Origin of the sequence: Nocardia sp. CA-145437 (assembly GCF_050956485.1) — a bacterium.
In the GTDB taxonomy this organism is placed as follows: Bacteria; Actinomycetota; Actinomycetes; order Mycobacteriales; family Mycobacteriaceae; genus Nocardia.
Genome location: NZ_CP191204.1, coordinates 5,594,509 through 5,613,034 on the forward strand (window position 1 = coordinate 5,594,509; position 18,526 = coordinate 5,613,034).

18 protein-coding genes and 1 tRNA gene are annotated in these 18,526 nt (G+C 66.4%); 11 read left to right on the top strand and 8 right to left on the bottom strand.

Annotated features, from left to right (window positions below; translation table 11 throughout):
- Positions 1-7: 7 nt before the first annotated feature.
- Together ACQPYY_RS26030 and ACQPYY_RS26035 are read right to left on the bottom strand one after the other, a co-directional pair.
- Positions 8-3,328, bottom strand: a complete 3,321-nt coding sequence (locus tag ACQPYY_RS26030; protein WP_433591342.1) for a type ISP restriction/modification enzyme — start codon at positions 3,326-3,328, stop codon at positions 8-10.
- 41 nt (positions 3,329-3,369) lie between these two features.
- Positions 3,370-3,702 (bottom strand): hypothetical protein, encoded by a 333-nt coding sequence (locus tag ACQPYY_RS26035; protein ID WP_433591343.1) that lies wholly within the window; start codon positions 3,700-3,702, stop codon positions 3,370-3,372.
- Positions 3,703-3,736: 34 nt separating this feature from the next.
- On the opposite strand from ACQPYY_RS26035, the gene ACQPYY_RS26040 reads away from it, so the two are divergent.
- On the top strand, positions 3,737-4,213 hold the full coding sequence (locus ACQPYY_RS26040; protein WP_433591344.1) for a hypothetical protein: 477 nt from the start codon (positions 3,737-3,739) through the stop codon (positions 4,211-4,213).
- A gap of 159 nt (positions 4,214-4,372) precedes the next feature.
- Positions 4,373-4,771: an NUDIX hydrolase gene (locus ACQPYY_RS26045; RefSeq protein ID WP_433591345.1), complete on the top strand. Its 399-nt coding sequence runs from the start codon at positions 4,373-4,375 to the stop codon at positions 4,769-4,771.
- Here ACQPYY_RS26045 and ACQPYY_RS26050 read toward each other — a convergent pair.
- On the bottom strand, positions 4,755-6,122 hold the full coding sequence (locus ACQPYY_RS26050; protein WP_433591346.1) for a hypothetical protein: 1,368 nt from the start codon (positions 6,120-6,122) through the stop codon (positions 4,755-4,757). The genes ACQPYY_RS26045 and ACQPYY_RS26050 overlap by 17 nt on opposite strands.
- 398 nt (positions 6,123-6,520) lie before the next feature.
- On the opposite strand from ACQPYY_RS26050, the gene ACQPYY_RS26055 reads away from it, so the two are divergent.
- The 4 genes from ACQPYY_RS26055 (at position 6,521) to ACQPYY_RS26070 (ending at position 9,053) form a co-directional block, all read left to right on the top strand.
- Positions 6,521-6,778 (top strand): helix-turn-helix domain-containing protein, encoded by a 258-nt coding sequence (locus tag ACQPYY_RS26055; RefSeq protein ID WP_433591347.1) that lies wholly within the window; start codon positions 6,521-6,523, stop codon positions 6,776-6,778.
- Positions 6,775-7,137, top strand: a complete 363-nt coding sequence (locus ACQPYY_RS26060; protein WP_433591348.1) for a hypothetical protein — start codon at positions 6,775-6,777, stop codon at positions 7,135-7,137. The genes ACQPYY_RS26055 and ACQPYY_RS26060 overlap by 4 nt, the downstream gene beginning before the upstream one ends.
- A gap of 417 nt (positions 7,138-7,554) precedes the next feature.
- Positions 7,555-7,779 (top strand): hypothetical protein, encoded by a 225-nt coding sequence (locus ACQPYY_RS26065; protein WP_433591349.1) that lies wholly within the window; start codon positions 7,555-7,557, stop codon positions 7,777-7,779.
- Positions 7,780-7,949: 170 nt separating this feature from the next.
- Complete coding sequence (locus ACQPYY_RS26070) at positions 7,950-9,053, top strand: recombinase family protein (protein ID WP_433591350.1); 1,104 nt, start codon at positions 7,950-7,952, stop codon at positions 9,051-9,053.
- Here ACQPYY_RS26070 and ACQPYY_RS26075 read toward each other — a convergent pair.
- Both ACQPYY_RS26075 and ACQPYY_RS26080 read right to left on the bottom strand, forming a co-directional pair.
- On the bottom strand, positions 9,029-9,343 hold the full coding sequence (locus tag ACQPYY_RS26075) for a hypothetical protein (protein WP_433591351.1): 315 nt from the start codon (positions 9,341-9,343) through the stop codon (positions 9,029-9,031). The two genes, ACQPYY_RS26070 and ACQPYY_RS26075, sit on opposite strands and share 25 nt — an antisense overlap.
- 196 nt (positions 9,344-9,539) lie before the next feature.
- Positions 9,540-9,615 (bottom strand) — tRNA-Ala (locus ACQPYY_RS26080).
- Between the two features lie 119 nt (positions 9,616-9,734).
- Between ACQPYY_RS26080 and ACQPYY_RS26085 the strand changes: the two genes are divergently transcribed.
- On the top strand, positions 9,735-10,127 hold the full coding sequence (locus ACQPYY_RS26085) for a hypothetical protein (RefSeq protein WP_433591352.1): 393 nt from the start codon (positions 9,735-9,737) through the stop codon (positions 10,125-10,127).
- A gap of 330 nt (positions 10,128-10,457) precedes the next feature.
- Here ACQPYY_RS26085 and ACQPYY_RS26090 read toward each other — a convergent pair whose 3' ends face one another.
- A complete protein-coding gene (locus tag ACQPYY_RS26090; protein ID WP_433591353.1) occupies positions 10,458-11,780 on the bottom strand; it encodes a putative glycoside hydrolase in 1,323 nt (440 codons plus the stop codon).
- Between the two features lie 124 nt (positions 11,781-11,904).
- Here ACQPYY_RS26090 and ACQPYY_RS26095 point away from each other — a divergent pair, with 124 nt between their 5' ends.
- The 3 genes from ACQPYY_RS26095 (at position 11,905) to ACQPYY_RS26105 (ending at position 15,550) form a co-directional block, all read left to right on the top strand.
- Positions 11,905-12,906, top strand: coding sequence for a polysaccharide deacetylase family protein (locus ACQPYY_RS26095; RefSeq protein ID WP_433591354.1), 1,002 nt, complete (start codon positions 11,905-11,907; stop codon positions 12,904-12,906).
- 60 nt (positions 12,907-12,966) lie between these two features.
- Complete coding sequence (locus tag ACQPYY_RS26100) at positions 12,967-14,418, top strand: FtsW/RodA/SpoVE family cell cycle protein (RefSeq protein ID WP_433591355.1); 1,452 nt, start codon at positions 12,967-12,969, stop codon at positions 14,416-14,418.
- A gap of 61 nt (positions 14,419-14,479) precedes the next feature.
- On the top strand, positions 14,480-15,550 hold the full coding sequence (locus ACQPYY_RS26105; RefSeq protein ID WP_433591356.1) for an amidohydrolase family protein: 1,071 nt from the start codon (positions 14,480-14,482) through the stop codon (positions 15,548-15,550).
- Between the two features lie 3 nt (positions 15,551-15,553).
- On the opposite strand, the gene ACQPYY_RS26110 is transcribed toward ACQPYY_RS26105, so the two are convergent.
- Positions 15,554-16,252 carry a phosphatase PAP2 family protein gene (locus ACQPYY_RS26110; protein WP_433591357.1) on the bottom strand — a complete coding sequence of 233 codons (699 nt, stop codon included), beginning with the start codon at positions 16,250-16,252 and terminating at the stop codon, positions 15,554-15,556.
- Positions 16,253-16,427: 175 nt separating this feature from the next.
- Between ACQPYY_RS26110 and ACQPYY_RS26115 the strand changes: the two genes are divergently transcribed.
- Entirely contained in the window at positions 16,428-17,237 is an 810-nt protein-coding gene (locus ACQPYY_RS26115; RefSeq protein ID WP_433591358.1) for a class I SAM-dependent methyltransferase, read from the top strand.
- A gap of 28 nt (positions 17,238-17,265) precedes the next feature.
- Here ACQPYY_RS26115 and ACQPYY_RS26120 read toward each other — a convergent pair whose 3' ends face one another.
- Complete coding sequence (locus tag ACQPYY_RS26120; RefSeq protein WP_433591359.1) at positions 17,266-18,378, bottom strand: cytochrome P450; 1,113 nt, start codon at positions 18,376-18,378, stop codon at positions 17,266-17,268.
- Positions 18,379-18,526 lie beyond the last annotated feature (148 nt).

Sequence of the window (18,526 nt, forward strand, 5' to 3'; positions counted from 1 at the left end):
GCTGACGCTACGGTTCCTCGTCGGCGTCCAGATGAAGCTCGTCGTGACTAGGCTTCAGTAGACGACGGGGCCTGCGAGCCTTGTCGGGCACCGGCAGAATAGCGGCCTTCTCAAGGTCTGCCACCGTGACCGTGGGTCCGGCGAGGATCCGGTCCAGCAGTTCCTGTTGCACGGGAGCGAGGTCGGTGAGCCGGCGCAGCACGGAAAGCAGTTCCATGAGTTCGCGCGACCAGCTGGATGGCCACGAGTCAACATGCAAGTCGTCCAGTGGGCTCGTCTTGCGGCTGTTGGGGTTCGCCTTGCGGTATCCGAACCACTTCTTGACGATCTGCATGCCGCCGACGTCATAGTTCCACACTTCTGTCGGGACCGGGCTCACGAATCCGGCACCCAAGTACAGGGTTCGGTTCATCTCGGCGTAGTGGATTTCGCTCGGAACCTCCGTCCCGATGTGCTGGTCGTAACGGAGCCGACGCGGATCGCCTGGAGGGAAGAGGACATCTCCTGCTGGTCGACCGTCTTTCGGATCGATGTACCGTTCCCCGTACGTCGAGGCCCACAGCAGACGCTCACCAAGCTTCACGGCCTCGTGCCACAGATCGGGATCGCGAGTGAGCGGCAGCCGTACGCCAGGAGTGAGTAGTTCCTCGGCGAACCGCACGGTGAACCCACTGTGCCCGGCGACAGCCGCCACATATGCGGCCAGGTCGTGCACCGTGATGCGGTCGAGGCCGAGCTCGGTCGCCAAGTGGGCGAGCAGGCGTGGATGCACATTGGGTGTGCCGTCCGGGTGGAGGATCGGCATGATCTTGCCGCCGCGGCCGTTGAAGTGGTGGGTGTCGGGGAGCAGCGCGGTGGCGACGACGGCCGGCCCGGTCTCGATCTCCTGGGAGGACTGCTGGTTGAGGAAGAGCTGTCCCGGCTGGAGGGCTTCCCACAGTGTGGGTCGGGCGAAGTCGATGACGCGACTGTCGGAGATCAGCCACTGCCGGTCGAAGCTGCGCATGGCGATGCGGATCAGGTCCGGCGTGAGGTCAGTTTCGTCTGCAAGCCCGTGGGCGTGCTCGGGTTGTCCGGGCAGCGGGGGCCGGCAGGCGTGCAGCGAACGATCTCGCGTCTCCTTGAATAGCTTCGCCTTTTTGTCGGGGTCGGCCTCGTGGATCAGACGCGCCCAGCGCCGTTGGAGCAACTGCTCGCTGGGGGCGTTGACCCACGAGCGGTTAGCGGTAATTCCCAAACTTCCCCAAAGGAAAAGATCATCGAGAGCAGGATAGTCCTCCCACCCCGTCTCGGTGACTGGGCGGAACGGGCGGATGGCGGCAGAGTGCGTGTCCTGCCAGCCGTCGTCGTCCAGTTGGATCTCTTTGAGCTGGCGGTACTTATCGGCTCGCCTGCCGTGTATGGCTCGGTAGTGGATGTGGGCGGGCCGATCGGGATCGGTGTCCTTGCTGCGGACGAAGATGCAGATGGCCAGCGGCTGGGCAACACCAGGGAAAATCCGGGTGGCCACATCTGGGCGATGCCCTTCCGGAGAGAGGTCTATAACCCAACCCTCGTCGCAGGTCCGCCTCAGGTAGTTACGCATGCCACGCCCGCCGGGGCCAGTGGTGAAGCCAGCGGGGGTGATGAAGCAGACGACTCCCTGCTGGTCCTGTTGATGGGCGTCGAAGACCTTCCAGGTTGCCCAACGCCAGAAGTAGATGTAGAGGTTCTTGAGCACGTGCTCATAGCGACCGTTTCCGGGCCACTTGAACGCTTCGATCGGGGTGCTGCCCTGCGCCGGGCTTCCCTTCTCTATCCAGCCTCCACGGCCCATGGCCTTGTCGTCGTAGGGTGGGTTGCCGATTGCGACGGTGACCGGCGTGTTGGCCTTCACCTGGTTCGCCCGCCGACGCGATTCCGAGATCACGCCGTACGTCGAGGCGAGGGTTTCCTCGGCCAGATACGGGTTGTCCAATGTGTCGGTGACGAACATCTTCATACCGTCAGGTGGTGCGACTGCTTTATGCCGCTTGAGCAGGTCCGAAGCCCTTAGCTCGGCGACGGCGAAGGGGCCCATCTGCAGCTCGAAGCCGATGAGGCGCTTTGCCAGACTGCCTATTGCATCCGGAATCGCCCCAGGGCCATCGTTATCCGCCGCCCAAGCGGCGACGTGCTCGATGATCGCGTGAAGGTATGTGCCCGTTCCCATCGCCGGATCGACGATGCGCACGCTGTCGTCCGCGTATCCGGCCTGGCGACTCAAGCGGGTACGGAGCACATCCTCGGTAAGGCGCACCATCTCCTCGACAATTTCCCGAGGGGTGTAATACGAGCCGCTCTTCTGGCGGAGCTTCTCGTCGTATACCTCCAGGAACGATTCGTACAGGTGTAGGTAGGCATCCCGCCGACCCCTGCGGATCACCGCCCATTCGACAGCGTCGACTACTTGGATAAGCAGGTCGAGGCTGACCTCGAAGCTTACCGTGATGTTGTCGGTCAGGAGCTGAAGGGCTTTGCCCATCAAGGCGTGTCCGTTATCCAGGCGTCGGCCGATCTCGTGTAGCCCCACTCCTTTCACGGAGATGTCCTCTGTACGCGCTAGCAGAAGCGCGAATGTCACCGTCTGGGCATATCCGTCGGCAAAGGTAGCGTCGTCAGCTGACGGGAAGAGCAGCCTACGCCAGTCGTTCTTCAGCCCGGTAAACCGCAGTTCCTCGGGCCGCGCGCCCTCCGCTGCATACTGTCCCTCCCATTCCAGCTGCTCCAGGACCGCCGCACGTAGCAGGCGGCACAGCGGCGCGGTGCGCCGGACCAGTGTGTTGATGTGGCGGATCGGCTCAGGAACCCAGTGGAGGAAGGTCCTCAGAAGGGCATGGAATGCGGCGGGCTCCCGGACGGACAACGAGTGTCCTACACTTCCGAGATCGCCGTCGAAGAAGACCGGGGCACCGATCAGCTCGCCGGAGCGGAAGAGGCGCCACTCAGTGCCGTTGGTGTAGAGGACGTTTGGCAAGTCGCGGAGCCGTTCCCACTGCTTCTTGTTACGCCCGGTGAACTTCTCTGGATCGACCGTCTGACCGGGGCGCTTGACCTCGACATAACCTACGATTTCACCGTGCACCTCAACCGCATAGTCAGGGCGCACGCCAACATCACGCAGGGGCGTTTCGGAATGCCACAGGACGCCGTCCATTGCGTCGTGGCTGCCCACAGCTTCCAGAAGATTCTGCAGAGGTGGTCGAATTGACGCCTCGGGGTCGCCCGGTCCGTTCACCATGGCCTTGCATGACGCACCGAAGATCGAGATAGCTTCTGCGAGCCAGCCGAACTCCTGACCCTCCGTCACTGCCACTCCCCCGCCCTATCGATCGCGACGCGAGGAGTATGTCACATCCTAGCCCTAGAGGATGACGTGAAAGCACTTCGGACCGAACACGTTTCGGTGCGATGATCGGCGACGGTGCGATTGTCCGGCCAGAGATCGTACTGCGGCCCGCCACCCTTCATCGGCACGCACGCTCTGCCTGGCCGAAGATGATCATCACCGGTGCCGGTGATGATCACGACCTCGTTGGCGCGGTCGGCGCCGATCACCCCAGCAAGCAATGGCAGTCGACTGAACATCCCATAGTAGCCGCATTGAGCGCTGTTCGAACCGGCCAAAGTGATCCGGTCCGGACGTACCGGTTTTGACGAGCGCAGCGCGAAGTGTCGCGACATGGGGGACGCTATCGATCGTTCACAATTTCTGTTCATGAGCGAGCCCAGCCCTGAGTGGACTCCGCCAGAGTCCTGTGATCAGTGCTCGCATCCGATTTCCGAGCACATGCTGTGGAAACCGGATGCGGTATGCGGCGGCTGGATCCACTGTTGCGTTGCCGGTTGCCAGTGCTGGCACGACTGGCCGCTGACCGCCGCGCAGGCGAACGTCGAGTCGCGAATGCTCGTGGAGAGGGTCGATCGTCTGTCGAGCCGTCCCGGGTGGCTTTTCGTCACGGGAGTCGTCGAAGGTGAGCCGCTGCATGTTGGCGACACGGTACTTGTCCAGCGTGGGAACAAGACTCGCTCCACGACGGTCAGAACGATCGAAATTCATCCTCTCCCCGGTAAGACCACGATCGTGTTGGACACGGACCTCGAAGATCTAGCCGTAGAGGGTGCGATCGTGAGTCGTCGGGCGGGGAAGCAAGGCGCGAAAGCGGTCGAGGGCAGAGCCCAGCCAAACCGTTGACCGCGTAGGGTCTGGGGCGTGAAGCGTGCGACGCAGTGGAACATCCTCGGGGAGCGCCTGGTCGATGAGAATCGGCACATTCGCCTCTCGACGGTCGACGTCGAACTGCCGGACGGGGTCCGGTTTACTCAGTACGTAGCGCGGATGCCACGGTGTGCAATGACGTTGGTACTCAACGAGAATCGCGAAGTGCTGTTGATGTACCGGCATCGGTTCATCATCGATCAATGGGTGTGGGAACTGCCCGGCGGCTATGTCGATCATGCCGAGGATGTCGCGGTGGCGGCGGCGCGGGAGGTGGAGGAGGAGACCGGATGGCGGCCACGCGCGATGGAGCATCTGGTGACCTATCAGCCCTCGATCGGCACCCTGGATCAGCCGCAGGAGATCTATCTGGCCCGGGGCGCGGATCTGACCGATACCGCGCCCGACATCAACGAGGCCGAGGACGTGCGGTGGATCCCGCTTACCCAGGCGGCGGCCATGATCGATCGGGGTGAGATCGTGGGTGCGGCGACGGTGGTCGCGATCTATCGGGCGCTCAGCCTCGCCGTGTGAGTTCGAGGATCTGCTGACGGAACTCGGCGACCTCGGTCAAGTCGTTGAACGGCCGCAACCGGTAGCGCAGGTCCCGCAGGTAGGACAGGCTGCGGCGAGATGCCAGTTCGACGGCGATATCGAGCGCGCCGCGTCCGACCTGTACGGCCTCGCGTGGGTCGGTGACGGTCAGGGCGGAGGCGAGCAGGCTCAGGTTGAATGCGCGTCCGCGTTGGTAGCCCGCTGACATCGTCAATGATCGCTGCGCGAATTGCGCTGTGCGCGCGTGGTCGCCGAGTTCGCGGAAGCAGTGGGCGGTTTTCGCGGAGATGTAGGACTGGTCGAAGTAGGCCAGCCATACCGGTTGTTCACCGGGTCGGGCGCGATCATAGGCGCGTTCGGCGGCGTTGAGTGCTGTGGTGCAGGATGTTTCGTCTTGGCGGGCGGCGTGGCCGTGGGCTTCGACCATGTGGCATTCGGATTCGAGGGCAGCCAGACCAGCGGTGCGCGCGGCGATCTGGGCGGCGCGGGCCAAGTCGATGGCATCTCCGGGCCGACCGACGTAGGTGGCCTGGTGGCTCATGGCGGCCATGATTTCCGCGCTGAGCGCGCCGTCGCTGGCGGCCCGGGCGAGTCGGAGGGCTTGGATCAGGTACCGCTGGGCCAGGCCGTGGTCTTCTTGGTCGTAGGCGGCCCATCCGGCCAGGCGGACGAGTTCGGCTGTGGAGCCGAACAATTGGCGGCCGATGTGTTCGTTGAAGCTGCCGTGCAGCAGCGGCGCGACCGAGCTGTGCAGGTACTGCACGATCGTCGAGCGGACCTTGCCGCCACCGACCTTGTTGTCGAGATCCCGGAACGCCGCGGCCATGGATTGGACCGCGTCGACGTCGATCTGCCCGACACGTCGAGACGAGCCGATCGATACGGGGTGTTCGGGGCCGGGCAGTGTCAGCCACCGCATGGAGGCGGCCGGGTACACGGCAACCGCGTAAGAGGTGTCCTGAAGAAATCGTCGGTGCTCGATATCGCTGCGCCACAACGCGGTCGAGGCGGCGACAGCTCCCGAGAGACTGAGTGAGAACTCCAGGCCGAGATCCGCGGCCGCATCCCGGGGATTGGACATGCCGCACATGGCCGGTGTGATTGTGCGCCCGAGTAATTCGGTCAGAGTGTCGGCGATCAGCTGCGGTACCGGCGGCTGGGGCTGCTCCCCTGACAGCCAGCGCCCGATCGAAGTGTGGTCGTAGCTGAGCTGCAGCCCCAGACCGCGGCCCCGGTCGACGACGCGGCGGGCGAGGGCCTTGCGTACCCCGCCGGCCTCGTCGACCAGCTCCTCGAACTGCCGATTCGGTTGTTTCGCACGGCGTCCCATGCATCGCAGTGTGGCACCGGTAACACCGAACCGCTATCAATCGACGATTGCGCACACCCCCTGTGCACACACCCGCCCAGCCCGCGCGCCTACCGATGACCGCCCCCTGTGCAGTGGACTGGCAGTCAGCCCCACCGATGCCGGGTGGCCTGTTAACACGCGATACCCCCGGCATCGGGTGCGCTGCAACGACCGCCGAGTACCGGGAGCTGCCGGACATGGACATCCTTCTTGCCATCACGCTCGTCTCGCTAGTGGTCTTCGCCGCCGCCGCAACCGGCCGCCTTCTTGCTGGCAGTGACGGTCCCGCGCCGCGGCTAACCGTCGCTGACATCCAGGCACGACTCGCCGCCGAACCACCACGCAGTTACGTCCCGATCAGTCGAGGGCGGTGAACGATGGCGTTCACGGAACCCGAGGCGAAAGTGCTTGGCGCACTGTCCAACCTGGACCCAGCCGAAGCGCTGACCGTGCGACAACTCTGCCGCGCGACCAGGCTGCCCGAAACCTCGATCCACCGGGCACTGCTGCGACTGTCCCGCACCGGGCTCGCGATGGGCACCCTGCAAGGACCAGCGCGCTGGCGCTGCACCAATCGGGGTCGCCTCGCGATCACCCGCCCCGTATATCGCGAATATGCCGGGACCCGACCATGACCAACTACGTGATCGGATTCCTCCGCCCCGACGTCTCTGGCGAACAGTGGCAGCAGGACGAGGCACGCATTCACACGCTCGCGGAGAAGCGCGGGTGGTCGGTGGTCCTGGTCTACTTCGGCGACCCGAAGCGCCCCGGTGCGGTGATCAATCGCCTGATGAATCTCGCCTACGCCGAATGCGTCAACGAGGTGATCGCCCCAAGCGCCGACCATTTCGAACCCGACGACCTCCCTGCCCTGGTCAAGATCGCCGACGTGATCTGCGCGGACACCGGAACCAGGTACACCATCCCAACAGACAACGCTTCCCAAAGCCCCCCGAAACCCGCAGCTGCTGGGGGGGAGGTGAACCGATGAAGTCCTTGGAACCCGGCCCGAACGGCAACGGCCACGACATGTGGAATGTGCCCGTAAACGCCGATGACGACGGTCAAGACCAGACCGGCCTGATCAACCGGCGGTAGGCGTCACTGCTCCCACGAACCCGTTCAGAGCGCCCCAGGTAAGGCAATCGCCCCTGGGGTGCTCGGCTGTGGCGACACCGATCGTTATCGAACTTTTCGCGCGCAAATGTCGAAATCGGGCCCCTCCTTGGCAGTTAACAGGCGCGACACCCCCATATGCCGGAACCCAGCGGACCCGTGATTGATGTCGAACTTTGACCGCGGAACACGGAATTGCATCAATTCCGGTCCCGGACGCGGATAAACGCGGGTTCCGCTGCCAGTACAGGGTGACGCCACTCCTAACGCCGAACATCCCATAGGAGCCTCGATGGAACGCCCCGAACCCGGAAAACGCACCCTGACCGGGACCGAACCTGCCAAGCTGCGCGCCCGCGACCGTGTCCACCAACGCTGGCACATCGAACGAATCGACACCGAACCCCTCACCACCACCCAACACGACTACGCCGTCACCCTCCTCGCCGACCTCATCACCGCATGGACCCACCGCCACCACAACGACAACGACAACGGCGAACGGAACGCCGCATGAAACACCCCGACCGAAATACCCGCCACACCAATACATTCGAAAACCGATCGAGGGACAATGAACCCGGCGACATACCGGACCGAATCCCGAACCCGAATTCCGGGCGGCCACAGGTTGTTTCAGACATCGGATTTTGCGAGAAGCGTGTCTTGATGGGAAGGACCGGCAGCATGGCAGGCACCAAGAAGTCCTCAACTCCGCGTATCTCTACCGACATTGCCGCATGGGAGCAGGACGTGCGGGTAGGGACTTACACCCGCCGCTCCACCACCGAAGAAAACCAGCCCTACTCCATCGAAGCCCAGGACGCCCGGCTGGATTCCTACATCGATTCCCAACCCGGCTGGCGGCACACTGCCAGCTTCACCGACGACGCCTCCGGTGCCAGCACCGAGCGGCCAGGTCTGCAACGTGCCCTGCAAGCCGCGCGCGCCGGGGTCATCGATGTGCTCGTGGTCTACCGAGTGGATCGCTTCTCCCGCAACCTGCGTGACCTGGTCACCCTGCTCGATGAACTCGACCGGGCCAAAGTCGTGTTCCGCTCTGCCACAGAACCATTCGACACCTCCACTCCCATGGGGCGCATGCTGGTGCAGATGCTGGGCATGTTCGCCCAATTCGAACGCGACACCATCATCGACCGCGTCATCGCAGGCATGGAACGCAAAGCCGCCAAAGGGCTTTGGAAGGGCGGCAAACGCCCCTACGGCTACCGAGTCAACAAAGCTACTCAAACCCTCGTCGTCGACGAAGCCGAAGCCGTGGTCGTGCGCGTGATTTTCGACCTCTACACCTGCCGTCGTCTCGGTGCCCGTGCCGTCGCCGCGGAGTTGAATGCGCGGGGTCATCGCGCCAGCACCGGCCGCGAATGGTCCGGCCACCACGTCCTGCGGATCCTCAACAGCCGGATCTATCTCGGCGAGTTGACCTTCCGCGGCACCACCGTCACCGATACCCACCCCGCCCTCATCGATACCGCCACCTTCGACCATGCCCAGGCCGTCCTCGAAGCGCGCGGGGAATCCCACGCCCACCGCGCCGCCAACTCCTCGGACTATCTCCTGACCGGTCGCCTGCGTTGCCCGCGCTGCGGACGCGCCATGATCGGTACCAGAGCCACCGGACGCTCCCGCACCTACCGCTACTACACCTGCTTCAACCGTGCCCGCTACGACAGCGACAAGTGCGACTTCACACGACTCGATGCCGACTCCGTCGACGCCGCCATCCTCGAAGCCCTGGGCAAGTTCTACCGCACGACCGTCACGACCTGATCAGCCAAGCCATCCACGCTCAGCGGCTCCACCACCACGACTCGATTAGCGGCACCCGCGCCGAACTTGCTGCCGTCTCCGCCGAACTCGCCAAGGCTCAGCAGGCGATCGACCGCTATCTGAACGCCTTCGAGAACGGCACCCTCGACCCCGAACTCCTCGCCGGGCGACTCGGCGAATTGCGCACCAAGACAACCCAGCTCGCCACCCGCCGCGACCAACTCACCGCCACCCTGGCCTGCGAACCCACCGCCCCGGAACCCGCCGCGCTGGACGGCATCGCTGACCATATCGCGGAAATCATCGCCACCGGCACCCGCACCCAAGCCAAGGCACTGATCGAGACCCTCGTCGCCCAGGTCGCCATCACCGGGTCCGATCGTCTAGTCCCCACGTTCCGCATCCCTCAACCCGGAAACGACATTGGGGCTGGTACCGCTTCCGCGGTACCAGCCCCAATGGAGTCGGTTCGTGCAATGCCACGATTGGTGGAGCTAAGGGGACTCGAACCCCTGACCCCCACACTGCCAGTGTGGTGCGCTACCAGCTGCGCCATAGCCCCTTGCGGTTGTCGCGGGGATTACCCGGCGACTGGACGAAGGTACACCATGGGGGTTGGGGGTGTGCAAATCGCCTGGTAAAGGTGGGTCATTCGGGCGAAGGGGTGGGTTGGGTGCACGGATGACGGGGCACTCGGTGTTGAGGTCGGCGGCTGCGGCGATTGCCGTGGGCGTGGCGGAGTTCGATGAGCTGGCTGCTGCGCCGGAGAGTGTGAGCTTCCCGCCTACGGTCGAGTTGCGGGATGGGACACAGGGATTGAACGGTTTCGCGGAGGTTGTGCTGCGGGATGGGTCGCTGTACACGCGGCCTCGGGAGTCGCGGGGGGCGTGGCGGAAGGTGCCGACGCCGGGGTGTTTGGACGGGCAGGTCACCGCCGTGTCGGTGGACGGGAACATGCTCGTGGCCGCGGACCGGAACGGGTGGATCTACTTCGATGGACAATCTGCTGTCGGGGCCGATGGTGTGGAATTGGACGTTCTCGTATGGCGGGCCGATCTGGTTGTGGCCGGGTGAGCAGGGGCCGGGGCCCGCCGATCGCGTCGAGCCGGTGGGCGATCAGTCATCGGATGTCGACAAGTTTCGAGGATGCGAAGGGGTACAACCGTCCGAGCACGGCGAGGCTGGTCGAGTTGGTGGCGTTGTCCCAGGACGGATCTCGGATCTCATATCAGGATCCGTGGCTGCCGGCGGATCTGAGTTATGAGATCGGGGGCTGATGGGTGGCGGGCTTCGTCGACGGACCCCTCACGGGCACGCCGGTTTTCGAGGTGACCGTGCAGGCCACCCGGTCCCAGCTCACCGTCGCCCCGCTCGGCGTGACCCTGAACCGGGGCTGACCATCGGCTAGTTGGGGATCATCGCCCCGGGGTGGTACGTGACCGCGGGGTTCCACAGGAAGAACCCGTTGTACCCCGCCGCATAGGTGGCGTCGATCTGGGCCTTCACCTGGTCGTCCCCGTAGGAGACGCCCAGACTGAAGTCCTGCAGCCACGGAATCACCTGCGCGCTGGTCCCCGCCGTGCGCGCCCGGAAGTCCTGGAGGGACCGGAACACGATGTCGTAGGGCTGTGAGTTCGGGCTCGCGACATCGTATTCCCCGGCATGCCAGTGCGACGGATACAGCATGGGCGCCAGGAAATCCGAGTAGCGCGCCATCGACGGGATGTCCTGGGCGATCTCGTCGGGCCGGGTGGCGGCGATGCCGAACACGGCGGCGCTCAACGACGCACCGGCCTGGTGGATCGGCTCCCGGCAGTCGCGCAGGAAGTTGGCGATCGAGTCCGACGGGGATTCGGAGAGCCCCGGGAACTGCATGCCGCCCAGCCCGCCGTCGGGACGGCGGATGTAGTCGTACATGACGCCGTCGAAGCCAAGCTTCGCCGCCTCGACGGCGAGATCACGGTTGTAGGACCGGATTTCGGGGCTCGCGAAGTTGGTGAACGCGATCGCGCCGTAACCGCTGGAGTACGGCTGGCCACCCGCGTTCTGGATCACCCAGTCGGGATGGCCGTTGCGCCAGGCCCACACGGCCACGGTCGGATCGCGGAAGGCGACGATGCGGCCGATGACCTTCAACCCCATGTCGTGCAGCTGCTTCAGCGCGGCGGGGGCGTCGTAAATCGTGGTGGCCGCACCGGATTCGCGGGCCAACGGCACCTGCGAGTCGTAGCCGATCATGCCGTCCTCGTCCTTGATGTCGAGCTGCACGGTGTCGATCCGGCCCTGACGGGCGAGATCCAGCACGGCCTCCCGCATCGGGTCGTAGGCCCACGCGTAGGCGGTGACATGGACGGCGCGGATGCGCGGCAGCGTCACCTCGACCTTCACCGGGCTGACGACGGTGTCCCCCGCCGCACCGGTGGCCACCACCGTGGCGTCGACCGGACCGTGCGGCAGCCGGATCTCGAAGGAGCCGTCCGGGGCGGGACGCACCGACTGGTCGCCGATGGCGACCTGTTTCGCGCCGATCGCCTTGCCGCGCACCAGCACCGGGTCCCGATAGGAGGTGGCGGCGGGGGTCGGGGCGAGTTCCAGGGTGGGCGGCTGGACGGCGGCCGAGGGGCGGCTGCGGCCGAACACGAACACCACCGCGGCGAGCACCAGGCACAGCACCGCGCCGATCGCGAGCAGGGCGGACCGCCGACGGCGGATCGACCGGAGTCGCATGAGCAACCTAGACACCAACTTCCACAGACGGCTGTTGGGCATCACTATCTCGCCTGTATGCGAACAAAGTCCGATTTTCACCGAGATCACGTCAAAACCGTTGTCGCCGCGTAGCGTTGCGGCGATGAAGGCGTCGACCATGCTGCGAATGGTCACGGCGGCGCTGCTGTGCGCGACCGCCACCGCGTGCGGAGGATCCACCGCTCCGAGCCCGGCGGCCGCGCCCGCCCCGCCCCCGGCGGCGGCCAGGCCACCGGATCCGGCCGCGGTCGCCGCCAATGAGCTGGGCCGGATCCCGATCCTCATGTACCACCGCGTCGAAGCGGAGCCCGGCGGCGAATACGACCAGACCCCGGCGAAGTTCACCGCCGAACTGGAGCGGCTCCACACCGAGGGCTACCGCCCGATCACCATCACCGAGTACCTGTCGGGCGTCATCGACCTACCCGCGGGCACCCATCCGGTGGTCCTCACCTTCGACGACTCCACCGGCAGCCAGCTGACCCTCACCCCGTCCGGCGATCCGACCCCCGACTGCGCCGTCGGCCTGCTCGAGCAATTCCATTCCCGCCACCCGGATTTCGCGGCCACCGCCACCTTCTACATCAACAACGAACCCTTCGGCGAGGACGCCCGCACCCTGCCCTGGCTGGTCCGCCACGGCTACGACATCGGTGCGCACACCGCCACCCACGCCAATCTGGGCCAGCTGCCGCCCGCCGACGTGCAACGCGAACTGGTCCAGAACATCCGCGCCATCACCACCGCCGCCCCCGGTACCACCATCCGATCCATGGCCCTGCCGCTCGGCGTCTATCCCGCCGACCACGCCCTGGCCCGCGCGGGCAGCTGGGACGGCACGCCCTACCGATTCGGCGGCGTCCTGCTGGTCGGCTCCAACCCGGCCGCCTCGCCTTTCACGGCGGCCCTGGACCCGGCGGGCATCCCCCGAATCCGGTCCGGCCGCGGCCCCGTCGCGTTCGACTCCGGCTACTGGCTCGACTGGCTGGCGGCCAACCCGGCCGAGCGGTACACCTCCGACGGCGACGCCACACACGTCTCGTTCCCGCGCGCCGCCGCCGCGGACCTGGCCGTGAGCTGGAACTCGACCGCGCAACCGTACTGACCGCGAGCGGCCCTGCCGCTTTGGCTCCTGTTCCTCTGGACGCGCGCGATACTGTTCGGTGTGAGCGCAATTCGGCACAGCCCTGCCCCGGCGAGGTCGAGCGGACGGGTTCCGCGCAACGCCGAATTGCTACTGTGCGCGGCGGCGCTGGCGCTGACCGGATTCGCGTATCTGGCCATGACCTCCACCACCGGCAGCGGGTTCGACGGGCAGAGCATTCGGGCGCTGGTCGTCTTCACCGTGTTCGTGTTGGTCACGCATCTGGCGGTGCGGCGGTGGGCGCCGGCCGCCGATCCGGTGTTATTGCCGTGCGTGGTGCTGCTCAACGGGATCGGGCTGGTTCTCATCGATCGGCTCGATCGGGCGGAGGCGGCGCAGGCCGCGCACGCGGGCAAGCCGATCCCGTCGTCGGATTCGGCGCACCAGCTGATCTGGACCGGCTTGGGCATGGCGTTGTTCGTCCTGGTACTGGCCTTGGTGCCCGATCACACCAAACCCGCCCGATACGGCTACACCTGTGGACTGGCCGGAGTGATCCTGCTGCTCATCCCCGCGCTGCTGCCGTCCCGCTTCAGTGAGGTCAACGGCGGCAAGAGCTGGATTCTGATCAGCGGCTTCTCGATTCAGCCCGGTGAGTTCGCCAAGGTGCTGTTGATCATCTTCATCGCCGCGTTCCTGGTCGCCAACCGGGATCTGTTCACGACGGCGGGAAAACGCTTCCTGGGCATGACCTTCCCGCGCCTGCGCGATCTGGCGCCGCTGCTGCTGGTCACCTTCGTCGCGGTGCTCGTGCTGGTGTACGAGAAGAACCTGGGCTTCTCGCTGCTGGTGTTCGGGACCGTGCTCGCCATGATGTACATCGCGACCGGGCGGGCGTCGTGGCTGCTGATCGGGCTGGCCATGTTCTCGGTCGGCGCGATCATCGCCTACGGGCTGTTCGCGCACGTGCGGGTGCGCGTACAGGTGTGGCAGGACCCGCTGGCCACGTATTACACGACGGGATACCAGATCTCGCAGGGCCTGTTCGGAATGGGCACCGGCGGGCTGATCGGCACCGGCATGGGCAATGGCCGGCCGCAGGACGTGCCGTTCGCCAAGACCGACTTCATCATCTCCACCATGGGCGAGGAACTCGGACTGGCCGGGCTGGCCGGGGTGCTGGCGCTGTTCCTGATCCTGTGCGTGCGCGGTTTCAGCGCCGCCCTCACCACCCGCGACGCGTTCGGCAAACTGCTGGGCGGCGGACTGGCGTTCTCCATCGGCTGGCAGTTGTTCGTGGTGGTCGGCGGTGTCACCAAACTGATTCCGCTGACCGGTCTGACCACGCCGTTCATGTCCTACGGCGGTTCCTCGCTGCTGGCCAACTACATCATTCTGGCGCTGCTCATCCGGATCTCCGGCGACGCCCGGTCGGCCCCGCCGCCGCCCGCGCGCCCCACCGCCCCGGTGCCGCCGATCGCCGAGGACCTGACCGCCCACGTGTCCCGCCGCCTGCTGCCCCGCCGCCGCTGAACCGGAGGCCGTCGATCCGATTGCGCTGCCGCACAGCCCGAACCGGGAGCATGCTGGACCGGTGACTACCTCCAGCGCCGGCCGGACCGCCCTCGACAATGTGCGCGTCTTCGACGGCCGCGGCCTGACCGAACCGACCACGATCGTCATCGACGGCGCGATCATCGGCGCCGACGACACCGGGGCCGACCGCATCGACGCGGCGGGCGCGGTCCTGCTGCCCGGCCTCATCGACGCCCACGTCCACATTCGCGACCACGACACCCCCGCGCTGCTCGCCGCGCACGGCGTCACCACCGGCCTGGACATGGCCTGTGAGCCCGAGGTGGTCGCCGACCTCCGGAACACCGTCGGCACCAGCGATATTCGCAGCGCGGGCCGCGCCATCGTCGGACCCGACGGCATGCACGGCAAGTTCCTCGGCGAACCCGCCATCATCCGCGGCGCGGAGCAGGCCGAACCGGCTGTCGCCCAGCGTCATTCGACCGGCTCCGACTACATCAAGCTGGTGCTGGAGGCCCCCGGCGAGGGCGGCCCCGACGCCGCCTCGGCCAAAGCCGTCGTCACCGAGGCCCATGCCCGCGGCCTGCTCGTCATCGCGCACGCGGCCACCCCCGGCGCGTACACCATGGCGCTGGACGCGGGCGCGGACGTCATCACCCATGTCCCCGCGGGCAATCCGCTCCCGGCCGCCACCATCGAGCGCATCGCCGCCGAGGGCACGATCGTCGTCCCCACCCTCACCATGATGGAAGGGATGGCCGCGGTCCGGGGCTTCCCCGCCGCGTTCGGCGCGTGTCTGGCGTCGGTTGCCGCCATGCACGCCGCGGGCATCCCGATCCTCGCGGGCACCGACGCCAACGCCAATCCCGGCGTCCCCATGAATCCCGCGTTCGGGTCGGGCCTGCACCACGAACTCGAACTGCTGGTCGCGGCCGGACTCTCCCCCACCGAGGCCCTGCACGCCGCGACGGCCGGGCCCGCCGAACGGTTCGGTCTCGTGGATCGCGGGGCGATCGCCCCGGGGCTGCGCGCCGATCTCGTTCTGCTCGACGCGGATCCGCTCACCGACATCACCGCGACGACGCGCATCCGCCGGATCTGGTCCGCCGGAACCCAGGTCCGCCGGTAGGTTTCAGTCCCGGCCGGGCAGCCGATCGGTCACCAGGCGGGTCAGCGGGCTCAGGGTCAGGCAGATCGTGAGCCAGCACGCGCCCATCAGCCATCCGGCCAGCACGTCCGTCGGCCAGTGCACGCCCAGGTAGAGACGCGACAAGCCGACAGCGAGCACGAACAGGACGGCGAGCGCGGTCACCACGGCCCTGGCGACCGGCCGGAGCCAGGGCAGTGCGACGACGACCAGGATCCCGATCACCACCGTCGAGCCGAGGGCGTGGCCGGACGGGTAGGAGTGGTTCGTCTCGGTGACGAGGTGATCGACTACCGGCGGGCGGTCGCGCCCGATCAGGAGTTTGCCGAAGAAGACGATCAGGCCCGCCCCGGCCGAGGTCACGGCGACGAGCACGGCCCGGTTCCAATACCTGCGCCAGGCCAGGAGCAGACAGGCCAGCGTCGCGTAGACCGTGACCGACGTGGTGCCGCCCGCATCGCTGATCGCCTTCGCGACCGTGGTCCAGGTGTCGGTGCGGTGGTCGATGAACCACTGCAACCAGGCCGCATCGGGTCCGGCGGGACCGTGAGCCCAGACCACCACGCAGGTGAGGGCGATGATGACCGCCGCCAGCACGGACGCGATGAACACACCGGTGAGCGTGTAGTCGGCCGGTGGTGTCGTCGGCGCGGTCTCCTTCGGCGTGGGCGGTGTGGACGGCATGTCATCGAGGTTGCCACGCCTTCGCTGAGAGAATCTCGAGAGCTGGGTTCCCGTGGTGGGTACGGGCCGTGGCCACCGGGCCCTGGCGGCGGAGCCGAAACAGTCGCATACTCGGAGATGTAAGCATCGGCTGATTACTAGATGACCATCCAGCCTTCGGAAGAAGAGTGCTGACATGAACGATATTTCGATCGACACTCCCTATTTGTCCGGCGTCTCCCGGACCGGCATCGAAAATGCTCTGGTCACGGCGGGGTACGACCTCCACCATGTGCAGCTCACCGATCTCACCCTGGTGGAGGACTTTCACACCATGGGCCGGATCGCCACGGGCGCGCTGGTGGAGCTGGCGGGAATCACCGCGGAATCACGGGTGCTGGATGCCGGCAGCGGGATCGGGGGGACCGCGCGATTCATCGCCGACAGCCGGGGATGCCGGGTCACGACCGTGGACCTGACCGAGGACTACTGCGAGACGGCGCGATGGATCAACAAGCTTGTCGGACTGGATGATCGGATCACGGTGCGACAGGGCGACGTCACCGATCTACCGTTCGCGGACAACAGCTTCGACGCGATCATCAGCCAGCACGTGCAGATGAACATCGCCGACAAGGACGGCCTCTACCGCGAGGCGCATCGCGTGCTGGATACCGGTGGCCTGCTGGCCCTCTGGGATATCACCACGGCATCCGAGGGTGAGCCCGACTTCCCGCTCCCCTGGGCGGACCGCGCGGACCAGAGTCATCTGGTGACCGCCGGCGAACTGCGCGCGGCCGTCGAACGATCGGGCCTGACCGTGGAACAGTGGGAGGACCTCACCGAGCAGGCGACCACCGTCATGCGGATGGTGCTGGCGAATCCGCCGAATCCCGTTGGCCTGCAATCCTTCGTCGCGAACTTCCCGGCCAAGATCGAGCACCTGACCGAGGCGCTCGCGGACGGGCGCTTGCGGGCGATCCGGGGAATCGCCCGCAAGCCCTGATCAGCTCGGTAACCCTCGTCAGCTCAGCTCAGCGCAGCGTGACCGTGGTCGGCAGCGTGGCGAAGCCGCGGTTGTTGGAGGCATGGATGCGCTTGCTGCCCGCGGCGTCCACCTCGAAATCGGCTACGCGGGAAGCGATTTCCTGCAGGGCCGTGCGCAGCTCCAGCAACGCCAGGTTGGAGCCCAGGCAGTGGTGGCGGCCGCTGCCGAAGACCAGCGAGGCGGAGGTGTCGCGGTCCAGGTCGAAGGCGTCCGGGTCGGCGAAGACCTCCGGGTCGCGGTTGGCGGCGCCGGTGAGCAGCAGCACGCGGGCGTCGGCGGGGATGGTGACGCCGTGCAACTCGACCGCCTCGGTGGTGGTGCGCAGCTGGGTCTGGGTGGCCGGATCCCAGCGCATGGCCTCGGCGATCCAGTCGTCGATCCGGCCGTCGAGCGCGGCACGGCGGGCCTCCGGGTGCAGGGCGGCGGCGTTCCAGGCATTGCCGAAGGTCAGCATGCTGGTCTCGATACCCGCGCCGACCAGCAGGATCAGCACGCCCACGATCTCCTCGGGGGTGAGCCGATCATCGCCCTCGGCGGCGTCGAGCAGACCGGAGAGCAGGTCCTCCTGGCGGGACTTGCTGCGCTCGATGGTCAGCTCGGTGTAGTAGCCGACCAGCGCGCCGATCGCCTGCATGGCCTCGGGCCGCAGGTCGGTGGACTCCTCCTCGGTGTACATGATCTCCATGCCGAGCTTGCGCAGCATCTCCCGATCACCCTCGGGCACGCCGACCAACTCGGAGATCACCTCGGTCGGGAACGGTCCCGCGAACTCCGCCATCAGATCGAAGCTGCCGCGCGCGAGCAGCGGTTCCAGCATCGAGACCGCGATCTCGCGCAGCCGCGGCCCCAGCGCCTGCACCCGGTGCGCGGTGAAGGCCCGCGTCACCAGGCCGCGCAGCCGGGTGTGCTTGGGCGGGTCCATGGCGACGAAGGAGAAGAAGCGCTCGGCCTGCGGGCCCCAGAAGGCGGGCTCCATGCGCAAGCCGTTCTTGCTGGAGAAACGATCCGAATCGCGGAGGGCGGCGAGTACGTCCGCGTGGCGCGACAGGGCCCAGAAATCGTCGGTCTCGTTCCGGTAGACCGGGGCCTCGCTGCGCAACCTGGCATAGTAAGGGTACGGATCGGAATGGACTTCGAAATCGAACGGGCTGTATCGCAACTGCATGACGAACCTTCCGGCGATGTCGCGGCGCGGGCGCGGGACCGCCGCTACCGATCCGCAACTGGAGCTGACATAGTCAGACAGT